Below are 10,540 nucleotides of genomic sequence, written 5' to 3' on the forward strand. Positions count from 1 at the left end.
GCCTTATTTATTAGCTTTAACTAACAACTGAACGAATCTCTAATTGTCCTTCAACCCAACGAAAAAATGCATCCCGCCCAACACGTTTGGATCGGCCCACTCGTACTAAAGGAAAATGTGAATAGTTCATTACTTCATAGGCTCTTCGCTTTGAGATCCCAAGAATCTCCGCTACATGACCCGCCTTCAATATCAATGGATAATCTTCAGGACTCATTATTTGCATAACCTCCTTATTGATAAAACATAAAAATCAGTCTATTATCCCCATACACCTCTCTTCTTCAAGTAACTATTTGTTGCTTTAAGATTATGGTAACAAAAAGTTTCCAATAACACAATACGCAACATTATGTTACTATATAACCAATAGTTACATCTGTTCACCTTCAGCACTACCAGTTAAAATACAAAATGACAAATAATTTGCATTCGGGAGGAAAACAGATGAAGGGTTACTTCAGGAAAAGAGGAAAAACATGGTCTTTTACCCTCGACATAGGAAAAGACTCTAATGGACGTCGCAAACAGAAGACTAAAGGGGGATACAAAACTAAGAAGATAGCCGAAGAAGCCTGCGCCGAATTGATTTCTCAACTACGAAGAGGAGAATACGTAGAGCCAAGTAAAAACACGCTTGCACAGTACCTCAACGAATGGATCAATTCATCCGTTAAACAAACATTAAGGGCGACCACTTTAGACACATATCGGATCGTCCTCGAGAAGCACATCATCCCTGAGCTAGGACAAATCAGGCTAAGTGAATTAACACCTATCATAATTCAAAACTTCTATACCAAAAAGTTAGGAGAGGGTTTTTCAAACGATTACGTCCGATACATGCATTCGATCCTACGTAAATCTCTCAACCAAGCTTTCCAATGGCAGATAATTTCAAAAAACCCCTGTGAACACGTAAGTCCGCCAAAACCCAGTGGAAAGGAAAAACCAACTTGGGATATTGAAGAAGCAAATCGATTTCTCATACATGTAGAGAACGAGAAATATTATATACCCTACCTCTTAGCAATCCACACAGGTATGAGACAGGGCGAAATTTTAGGTCTAAGGTGGAAAGATTGCGACCTCATTAGAGGAGTGATCCGCATCCAACAAACACTTGGTCGAACAAGTGCAGGATTAATGTTCCAAGAGCCAAAAACAAAGGGATCTAAAAGAAATATCACATGTACTAACGAAGTAGTAACAGCACTTAAAAAGCACAGAGCAAAACAAAATCAACAAAAATTGTTACTCGGAATCACATATAAAGATCAGGACCTTGTAAATTGTACTGTGGAAGGCAAGCCAATTAATCCAAGGAACCTGATTCGACATTTCCATCGAATGATTGATACTAGCGGCGGGATACCGAAAGTAAGATTTCATGATTTGCGACATACACACGCTAGCATCATGTTGCAGCTAGGAGAACACCCGAAAATTGTCAGTGAGCGATTAGGTCATAGTCGGACTAGCATTACATTGGATATTTACAGCCATGTCATTCCTAATTTGCAAATTGACGCAGCGAAAAAATTTGGTGATGCGATGAAAAGAAATGGTACTGAAAATTCCAAGTCGTAAACCTTATGTGGTCAAAGTGTGGTCAAATGCCAAAACTGTAAACCTTCCCCGCAAAATAAAAAAACAAAAACCCCTGATAAATCAAAGGTTTGCTTTGGTGGAGCATAGCGGGATCGAACCGCTGACCTCTACACTGCCAGTGTAGCGCTCTCCCAGCTGAGCTAATGCCCCGTATTGTTGCCAACGAAAATTATATTATAGCAGAAGAGCAAAAATGTCAAGGTTCATTGTCCAATTGACCTCAACCTTACATACAAATCACACTAAGAAGACGACTCCTATTTGTTAATGACTATAGTTACTCTAAAATTAATCATCCAATGTGGTCTCCTCCTGTATTTTACGTACTAACTCTTGATCCACTTTATATTTCACTTGCACATTGGCATTGATTTTTAGAATTTCTGGGTTTGCCATTAATGAACGAATTCGTGCAAAGGGTAAGGCTTCATAACCCATAGGGGTTCATCCAAAGTTAACCGCCAGTTTGGATATTGGAAAGCGGGAGGAAGTTCCACGATATTGTCTATGAAGAGCTGGGGGTTATTGCGAAAATATGCGGATAGATATTCGGTATGGGTAAGCTGCAGAAAGTGTACGATCTTTTGCAAGGGTAATACGGGATACGACAGGATACCGCATCCGCATTACTTTTTGCCACTGCTTGAATCAGTCTTTTTAACATCTGGGGACTACCCAGATGGCATTCGGTATTTCTGCAATCACTTTAATCGGGATCAACTTTACGAGAGAAGACCCCCGTCCTCTAGCATTTCTTTAATTTCATTATGGGTCATCAATGATGTGTAGGAATAGTAACTGGGCAAATCCACCTTTTGTAGAGATCCATAGACTTTCTTCTGCTCGAGAGTGGGTTCATACGGAAGCAAAACATAATAACGATCATCGTATTTGTAGGTACGTTCGGCTTCATAAGAAGAAATCAAAATCTCATGCAGTTTTTCACCGGGACGGATTCCTATCTCGCGGATTTTGGTTCCAGGACGTCCCATGTGTTGACTGATCACCTTAGCCATGTCCATGATCCGACAAGTCTTCATCCTCATCACAAAGGTTTCTCCACCGATGGATATCGTTGCTGCTTTAATCAATAGCTCTACTGCATCTGAAATGGATAAAAAGAAGCGCGTCATTTTCTTTGATGTAACGCGAAGTTCTCCCTCCTCAATCTGCTTTTTAAAGAGAGGTACGACGCTTCCACTGGTCCCCAATACATTGCCTCCGCGAACATTAACAAAGCGTGTACTATTGGTATCGTTGGCGCGAATCACCATCTTCTCACCAAGTGCCTTTGTCATCCCATAAAAATTGACGGGATCCACTGCCTTATCGGTAGAAACGTTGATTACTTTTTTCACACCTTGGCGAACACTAGCCAAAATGAGATTATACGTTCCGTATACATTCGTCTTTAATGCTTCTTCCTGTTGTGACTCACAAATAGGGACATGTTTTAATGCGGCTAGATGAAAAACATAGTCCACCCCTTGACACGCTTTCTCCAATGGTTGCATATCGCGCACATCACCGATAACAAATTGAATAGGTACTGATTGCCCCAGATCCCAACGGAGACTTACTTGAGATAATTCATTTCTGGCATAGATACGAATCTCTTTTGGTTTATACTTCATTAATTGGACGATCAGTTCTTTCCCCCAGGAGCCTGTACCACCTGTGATCAGTATGGTTCGGTTTTGAAACATATCGTTCTTCCTCCTTAACTCTGAAAGCATTATCTACCTACCTTAGATGTAACAGTATATTTATGGAATCCATATTCCGGCATAGCCAGCAACCTAATCACACAAAAAATAGTGCACTAACACATTTCAAAGAGGGATGGTACCTGACGTTATAAGGCAGAATAGAATCCATATCTTAATAGAAGCGATTGTTTTGGCTTCACCCTAAAAAACATTTTCGCTAGTTCATCTACCTATAAAGACTTAATTCTCAGATATATTCAAGTAAAATATCTCCCCGCAGGGTAGGATACGTCCTGATTAAATCCTAACACGATCAGGCACTTCGTCCTACTTACCCTACATACCAAATAACGCCTGGACAAACTTCCGCCCATCTATTAAGGGTTTTTGTGTTGAAAAATCATTCGAATTTTATCGAACAAATGTTATAATATATTTCGTACAAATATGAGATGTCTAGGAGTGATTTTTTGGATCGCAGATTATCCCTGCCTATGAACTTTTATTGGTTATTGATTGGTGAAACTCTATCCAGTCTAGGTGGAACGTTTGGTACGATGACAAACAGCTTCGTACTGTTTCAAATGACTGGTTCTAAAACCGCCATGGGAACATTGTGGCTTATCTATTTACTACCATCACTACTTGTCTTATTGTTAGTGGGACCCTACCTGGATCGGTGGAATCGAACTCATACGTTGATCCTATCTCACGGTATACGTGGATTCATCTTTCTTCTTCCAGTGGTGTTATGGTCACTGGATCAATTACTTCCTTGGCATCTTTATATCGTTTCAGCCATCTCTGGCATCGTACAAGCTGTCTACGCCCCAACTAGCTTAGCGATGACTCCCTCTCTCGTTGCAAAGGAACAACTATCAAAGGCCAATGCTCTCTTAGACGGTTCCTTACGCCTTACCTCTATGCTCGGACCTATACTTGCCGGTTTGATGTTTGCTAAGTGGGGGCCGTTTCTCACATGGCCCTGTGTCATTTTCGCCTTTTTCTGTGGAGCGCTTTTTCTCACAACCATCACCCCACCAAAGAAACAACGCCCCCCTGGAAATAAACAAACATGGGTTGAAGGGATTCAAAGCGGATTTACATACTTTTATCAACAAAAAATACTCTGGTGGCTCGCTCTTTTTCTAGCCGTGGTTCAGTTTGGTGTAGGTGTGCTGATGGTCCTCAACTTGCCCTATATTTTGCAAGAGCTACGAGGAAACTCCATCATCTATGGATGGTTTATCGCTACATTTCCCCTGGGATATGTCCTTGGTAGCTATCTTCTCTCTCACTTAAAATCAGGGAACCTCCGGCGAAGGATGCTTGGTGCCAATGTGATAGGCGGTCTCACTTTTGTCGCACTCGCCATCGCTAATCATATCGGTGTGGCCATATGTATTGAACTGATCGCGGGAATAGCTGCTCCTTTTTTTCATGTCCACTCCACGACTCTATTTCAACGATTGATACCTCAAGAACGGCTTGCCCAAGTATTCTCCTTGCGACTACTCATCATCCGATGCATCATGCCCTTGGGCACGTTCATCGGTGGCATACTGGGAGATAGCTGGGGCACACGCACTACCCTGTGCTTTGTAGGACTGATCATCGTCTTTGTTTCACTACTTGGTATACTCTTGCCCTACTTTCGTTTTCTAGAAGTCGCCGATGACCATTCTATCGAACCAGCTACCATGCAAAAAAAGGCATGATCCGCTCATGCCCTTATTCCTTCACCACAATAGAGTAAACCGCCACATCCCGTAACTCCTCTCCATCCGGCGAGCGGTCAAACTGACGCAAGATCCCTTCTAAGATAAAGTCCGTTCGCTCGGCAACCCTGCGACTTGCATGATTTTCTGAATCACAGCGGATCTCCACCCGCTTTACTCCTAGCTGTTGAATCGCAAAATTAGTCAACCCTTGCACAGCTTCACTAATCAACCCTTGTCCCATGTATCGTTTCCGACACCAATACCCGATTTCAACACGCGGGACTTCCCAGTTGATACAATGAAGGCCGCCAATTCCGACAAATTCGCCGCTTTCTTTTAAGAATAAGTGAAACCGTAGATCGGAACGTTCAATAAATCGGATATGGGCTTTACGTACGTTGACCTCGATATCCTCTACATTTTGATCGACCTGTGCCCATGGCATCCAGGGGCGTAGCTCTTCTTGCGTCTCTCTAATACCTTCATGCACCGCAACCCCATCTCCAGGGAGAGGCAAACGTATTAATAAACGCTCTGTTTTAAAGGAATTTGGAAACTCTTTCAATAGTATGTTGGCCATCTCATCACCCATAAATGTAGTTTATTTATGCAAAATGTTGTCGCAAAAAATTAGGATTTGGCTATAAAGACAAGCGTAGATTATACTGCATAAATTGATGACAAATTCTCATTTATATAATTTTCACGAATATTATCAACAGGAAGGGGCCTTGAAAAAGGTCCCTTCCTGTTTTTTTTATTCCATTAAAGCCTCCGGAAAATATCTCTGAATCACGCTTTGAGAGGTGTCCTGTTCACAGGCATGTATGAATCTTGAATACACTTCAACCCCTGTCGTTATTTCATCATCATCGAGTTCTACTGCATGAAGCGTAGATACGAATTTATTCTTCACCTTTTCACCAAGGCTATTTTCGTATTCAAATTCCTCGTTTTTAGCATAATTATCAGCTTTATTGTAGGACTCTTCAATGTTATTTGCTTTAGTAACTATAATCTTATGTTCAAAAAGCTTAAGATCTTCCTTATCTTTATCAATTTCACTGTCCACAGTTTCCCCTAAGCGAACAGATTCAAATAAAACACTCACAGAATACCAATTAGCATGAATATCACTCTTCATCAACATTTCCTCCCTAAAAGAGATATATTAATTCAGACTACGACTAGCCACGGATTAGGAACAAAGAAGCTCCATCGTGTAAAGTAGAGTAATTTACATTTCGATGTTTCACAACCTTATAGCCAAGAAAAGCATAACAAACCTATTTCAGTTCACTGGCTTTCCAGTAGTGACCAAATCAATTTGACTGTATTTGATGACCACTTTAAACGGTTTACGGTAATAGAGGTAAAAAGTGTCGCAGAATAACACGCTCCGGTTTGACGTCACCTCTATGAGTACACCGACCTCTAAATGGTTAACCGTTTACTCTACTGAAGCATAGGCATATTACTGAAATTTGTTCAATAGGAGGTAATACTTTATGGTTTGTCCCGCTTTTGTTACTACAGGCCCCTTTGCAACAGATACTAATCCACAATTCATCACCAGCGCTGATTATAATAATGACGGGAATATCGACATCGCTGTCACCAATTTTTCAGATGAAACTGTCTCTGTGCTCTTAGGCATTGGAGATGGCACCTTTACTCCCCAAGCCACCTTTGCCTCTGGAAATAATCCAGCAGGGATCACTAGCGCTGATTTTAATGAGGATGGGAATATTGATCTCGCTTTAACCAACACAACAGATGACACCGTCTCCGTGTTCTTAGGTAATGGAGATGGGACCTTTATGGCTCGAACTACCTTTTCTACCGGAGATAATCCACTTGAAGTCATTAGCGCGGATTTTAATAAGGACGGGAATCTCGATCTCGCTGTCACCAATACGGGAAGTAACAATGTCTCCGTCTTGCTCGGAAACGGTTCTGGATCTTTTGGTCCCCAAACCACCTTTGCCACAGGAATTTCTCCACAAGGAATCATTAGTGCTGATTTTAATAAGGATGGCAATCTCGATCTCGCAGTCGTTAATACAGTCGATAACACCGTCTCCATCTTGCTCGGAAACGGTTCTGGATCCTTTGGTCCTCAAACCACCTTTGCTACCGGAACGGTTCCATTGGAGATCACTAGCGCGGATTTTAATAAGGACGGCAATCTCGATCTCGCTGTCACTAATCTATTAGATGACACCGTCTCCGTGCTCTTAGGAAATGGAAATGGTACCTTTGCTCCCCAATCCACCTTTGCCACCGGAACTTTTCCATCGGGAGTGACAAATACAGACTTTAACTGTGATGGTAGTCCAGATCTCGCTGTCACCAATCTATTAGATGACACCGTCTCCATCTTGCTAGGAGACGGTACGGGGTCCTTTGCTCCCCAAACCACTTTTGCCACTGGAAGTATTCCTACCGAAATCATTAGCGCCGATTTTAACAACGATGGGGCCCCCGACTTAGCTACCACAAATGCAAATGATAACAATGTCTCCGTCTTGCTCGACGACTGTGTCCGCCCTTTAACCTGCTCGGATCAAGTGCTACCCAATGATCCTGGAATCTGTGCAGCAACTGTAACTGTCACATCGGAACAATGCGCCAATGTAACCATTACCTGCGATCCAGACACCGTCGCGGTGGGTAGTCCAACCGTAGTCACTTGTACTGCAGCCAGTGCCCTGAACCCAGCGAATACGGAGGCGTGTACCTTTACGGTCACGGTGAATGATACCGAACCTCCCGTCTTTACGAACCTTAGCGATATTGACGTTCAGGTGGATAATTCCGTTGGAACGATCGTAACTTATCCCGATCCTGTCGTTACCGATAATTGTCCGGGTGTGATCACGACGACCTGCACTCCTCCCTCAGGCTCCTTTTTCCCAGTGGGATCCACGATTGTCACCTGTGTGGCTACGGATACGAACGGCAACTCCGCCACCGGAACCTTTACGGTGAACGTCTTCCCTTTTGAGGAGGAGTAAGGTGACAAAAAGCGTTGCTATATAAGAAGTTGTTGAAAAGCTTAATACAGGACTAAAGTAATATAGTGATGGACTAAACCAGGAACAGAATCAAATTAAGAAAAACGGTAATCTCCTTGATTTATAGGATTATCCGTTTTTCAGTTTATTCATATGGAGAATCGGCTATTGAGAATAGATCTCTCCGCTTCCTGTATATTCCCAGTACGAAAATAATGGTTTTACTGTCGATTCTATAGAGTACACCGACCTCTATATGGTTAACCATTTACCCTACCGAAGCATAGGCATATTATTGGAAATTTGTTCAAGAGGAGGAGTAGTTATGGTTTGTCCCGCTTTTGTAGCTAGGGGACCCTTTGCGACAGGTGGTGGTTCAGTCTTCATCACCAGTGCGGATTTTAACAATGACGGAATTATCGATCTCGCTGTCACCAATTTTTCAGATGACACTGTCTCTGTGCTCTTAGGCATTGGAGATGGCAACTTTAGTACTCAAACCACCTTTGTAGTCGGAGATCAACCATTTGAGATCATTAGCGCTGATTTTAATAATGACGGCAATATCGATCTCGCTGCTACCAATGTAGCAGATGACACCGTCTCCATCTTGTTAGGCAATGGTGATGGTACCTTTGATCCTCAAACCACCTTCGCCACCGGAGATCTACCAAATGGGATCGTGAGCGCTGATTTTAACAATGATGGTAATCTTGATCTCGCCATCGCCAATTCTGGGGGTAACACCGTCTCCGTCTTGCTAGGAAACGGCACTGGATCCTTTGGGCCTCAAACCACCTTTGCCACCGGAGCTGCTCCACTAGGAATCACTAGCGCTGATTTTAATAATGACGGCAATACCGACCTCGCTGTCACCAATAATTCAGGAGACACCGTCTCTGTCTTTCTAGGAGACGGTACTGGATCCTTTGGGCCTCAAACCACCTTTGCCACCGGAATTGCTCCACAAGAGTTAACTAGCGCCGATTTTAATAATGATGGATTTATCGATCTCACTGTCGCCAATGGAGCAGATAACACCATCTCCGTCTTCCTAGGAAACGGTACTGGATCCTTCGGGCCTCAAACCACCTTTGCCACTGGAGATCTTCCATTTGATGTGGAAAGTACAGACTTTAACTGTGATGGCATTCTAGATCTAGCCGTTACCAATAGTTCAGATACCACAGTCTCCATTTTCATAGGCAATGGTGATGGTACCTTCACGGCTCAAACTACCTTTACCACCGGAGCTGATCCACTAGGAATCACTATCGCGGATTTTAACAATGACGGGGCTCCCGACTTAGCTACCGCAAATTCAAGTGATGACAATACCTCCGTCTTGCTCGATGACTGCGTCCGCGCTTTTACCTGTTCAGATCAAGTGCTACCAAATGATCCTGGAATCTGTGCAGCAACCGTTCCTTTTCCATCCGATCAATGCGTCAATGTGGCCACTTTCTGCGATCCAGCAACCGTCCCGGTGGGTAGCCCAACCTCAGTCACTTGTACCGCAGCCAGTAATCTAAACCCAGCGAATATAGAAGCTTGTACCTTTACGGTCACGGTGAATGATACCGAACCGCCCGTCTTTACGAATCTTAGCGATATTGACGTTCAGGTGGATAATTCCGTTGGTACGATCGTAACATATCCCGATCCTGTCGTTACCGATAATTGCCCGGGTGTGATCACGACGACCTGCACTCCTCCCTCAGGCTCCTTTTTCCCAGTGGGATCCACGATTGTCACCTGTGTGGCTACGGATACGAACGGCAACTCCGCCACCGGAACCTTTACGGTGAACGTCTTCCCTTTTGAGGAGGAGTAAGGTGACAAAAAAGCGTTGTTGAAAAGCTTAACACAACGCTAAAGTGTATTATAGAGATGTAACTAACCAACGAACATAATCAAACTAAAGTAAAACGGTAATCCCCTTGATTTGAGGGAATTAACCGTTTTTCAGTTTACTCATATAAAAAATCTATTGAGAATAGATTTCTCCGCTTCCTGTATATTCCCAATTATTAGGATCTTGGTCGACAATTTTAATGTAGTAATTACCTAATTCAATATCACCTATTTCTTCATCAAATCCTATCGTCTCGTTATGTTCAGGAGTTAATTTGACACTCCCATGGCTGAAGTCGAATGGGATTCTTGAGTCGTTAGCGTCCGCAATCCGTTTCCGTTTTGGACAACGCTCAAGTTCAGGGGTGTGTCATCACCCCGTCCCATGCAGTTAGAAATGTACCCGCATGGGCGGAAGGCCTGTTATCAGCGTTCTAGGCGGCGAGCCCAGATATCGCCTTACCTATATTGATCGCTCCATTTAAGTCTGCATGACAGATAAAGCCACACTGCTTACATTGGAAACGAAGCCTATTTCGATTAGATTTCTCTCGATGCCCACATTTGCAGGTTTGACTGGTATATTCCGCTTTGACTTCTTCAAAGCGAATACCTACCATCTCTGCTT

At 43.1% G+C, this 10,540-nt stretch carries 10 protein-coding genes and 1 tRNA gene; 4 read left to right on the top strand and 7 right to left on the bottom strand.

The annotated features are described in order from the left end of the window. Positions 1 to 16: 16 nt before the first annotated feature. Positions 17 to 217: a MerR family transcriptional regulator gene (locus BLV90_RS14510; RefSeq protein ID WP_091742654.1), complete on the bottom strand. Its 201-nt coding sequence runs from the start codon at positions 215 to 217 to the stop codon at positions 17 to 19. A 230-nt stretch (positions 218 to 447) separates the two neighbouring features. Between BLV90_RS14510 and BLV90_RS14515 the strand changes: the two genes are divergently transcribed. Beyond that, complete coding sequence (locus BLV90_RS14515) at positions 448 to 1,590, top strand: site-specific integrase (protein ID WP_091742655.1); 1,143 nt, start codon at positions 448 to 450, stop codon at positions 1,588 to 1,590. A gap of 95 nt (positions 1,591 to 1,685) precedes the next feature. Here BLV90_RS14515 and BLV90_RS14520 read toward each other — a convergent pair. The 3 genes from BLV90_RS14520 to BLV90_RS14525 form a co-directional block, all read right to left on the bottom strand. Further along, positions 1,686 to 1,761 (bottom strand) — tRNA-Ala (locus BLV90_RS14520). A gap of 138 nt (positions 1,762 to 1,899) precedes the next feature. Further along, positions 1,900 to 2,049, bottom strand: coding sequence for a hypothetical protein (locus BLV90_RS16350; RefSeq protein ID WP_177168095.1), 150 nt, complete (start codon positions 2,047 to 2,049; stop codon positions 1,900 to 1,902). 284 nt (positions 2,050 to 2,333) lie between these two features. Beyond that, positions 2,334 to 3,317, bottom strand: coding sequence for a polysaccharide biosynthesis protein (locus tag BLV90_RS14525; RefSeq protein WP_091742657.1), 984 nt, complete (start codon positions 3,315 to 3,317; stop codon positions 2,334 to 2,336). 473 nt (positions 3,318 to 3,790) lie between these two features. Here BLV90_RS14525 and BLV90_RS14530 point away from each other — a divergent pair, with 473 nt between their 5' ends. Further along, a complete protein-coding gene (locus BLV90_RS14530; protein WP_177168096.1) occupies positions 3,791 to 5,038 on the top strand; it encodes an MFS transporter in 1,248 nt (415 codons plus the stop codon). Between the two features lie 13 nt (positions 5,039 to 5,051). Here BLV90_RS14530 and BLV90_RS14535 read toward each other — a convergent pair whose 3' ends face one another. Further along, positions 5,052 to 5,621, bottom strand: a complete 570-nt coding sequence (locus BLV90_RS14535; protein WP_091742661.1) for a GNAT family N-acetyltransferase — start codon at positions 5,619 to 5,621, stop codon at positions 5,052 to 5,054. Between the two features lie 177 nt (positions 5,622 to 5,798). Next, the gene (locus BLV90_RS14540) at positions 5,799 to 6,185 is read right to left on the bottom strand and encodes a DUF4288 domain-containing protein (protein ID WP_245726376.1); all 387 of its coding nucleotides are present in this window, start codon (positions 6,183 to 6,185) and stop codon (positions 5,799 to 5,801) included. A 364-nt stretch (positions 6,186 to 6,549) separates the two neighbouring features. On the opposite strand from BLV90_RS14540, the gene BLV90_RS14545 reads away from it, so the two are divergent. Together BLV90_RS14545 and BLV90_RS14550 are read left to right on the top strand one after the other, a co-directional pair. After that, a complete protein-coding gene (locus BLV90_RS14545) occupies positions 6,550 to 8,058 on the top strand; it encodes an FG-GAP-like repeat-containing protein (protein WP_091742665.1) in 1,509 nt (502 codons plus the stop codon). A 325-nt stretch (positions 8,059 to 8,383) separates the two neighbouring features. Then, entirely contained in the window at positions 8,384 to 9,892 is a 1,509-nt protein-coding gene (locus BLV90_RS14550) for an FG-GAP-like repeat-containing protein (RefSeq protein WP_177168097.1), read from the top strand. 454 nt (positions 9,893 to 10,346) lie between these two features. On the opposite strand, the gene BLV90_RS14555 is transcribed toward BLV90_RS14550, so the two are convergent. Next, on the bottom strand, positions 10,347 to 10,540 hold a 194-nt coding region (locus BLV90_RS14555), incomplete at its 5' end, for a zinc ribbon domain-containing protein (RefSeq protein ID WP_143035072.1).

Origin of the sequence: Marininema mesophilum, from assembly GCF_900106775.1 — a bacterium.
Lineage (GTDB): Bacteria > Bacillota > Bacilli > Thermoactinomycetales > DSM-45169 > Marininema > Marininema mesophilum.

Excerpts from the sequence above, each read along its gene's own strand:
- BLV90_RS14510 (WP_091742654.1), bottom strand. The coding sequence starts at position 217 with ATGAGTCCTGAAGATTATCCATTGATATTGAAGGCGGGTCATGTAGCG.
- BLV90_RS14550 (WP_177168097.1), top strand. The coding sequence starts at position 8,384 with ATGGTTTGTCCCGCTTTTGTAGCTAGGGGACCCTTTGCGACAGGTGGT.
- BLV90_RS14535 (WP_091742661.1), bottom strand. The coding sequence starts at position 5,621 with ATGGCCAACATACTATTGAAAGAGTTTCCAAATTCCTTTAAAACAGAG.
- BLV90_RS14545 (WP_091742665.1), top strand. The coding sequence starts at position 6,550 with ATGGTTTGTCCCGCTTTTGTTACTACAGGCCCCTTTGCAACAGATACT.
- BLV90_RS14515 (WP_091742655.1), top strand. The coding sequence starts at position 448 with ATGAAGGGTTACTTCAGGAAAAGAGGAAAAACATGGTCTTTTACCCTC.
- BLV90_RS14525 (WP_091742657.1), bottom strand. The coding sequence starts at position 3,317 with ATGTTTCAAAACCGAACCATACTGATCACAGGTGGTACAGGCTCCTGG.
- BLV90_RS14540 (WP_245726376.1), bottom strand. The coding sequence starts at position 6,185 with ATGAAGAGTGATATTCATGCTAATTGGTATTCTGTGAGTGTTTTATTT.
- BLV90_RS16350 (WP_177168095.1), bottom strand. The coding sequence starts at position 2,049 with ATGGGTTATGAAGCCTTACCCTTTGCACGAATTCGTTCATTAATGGCA.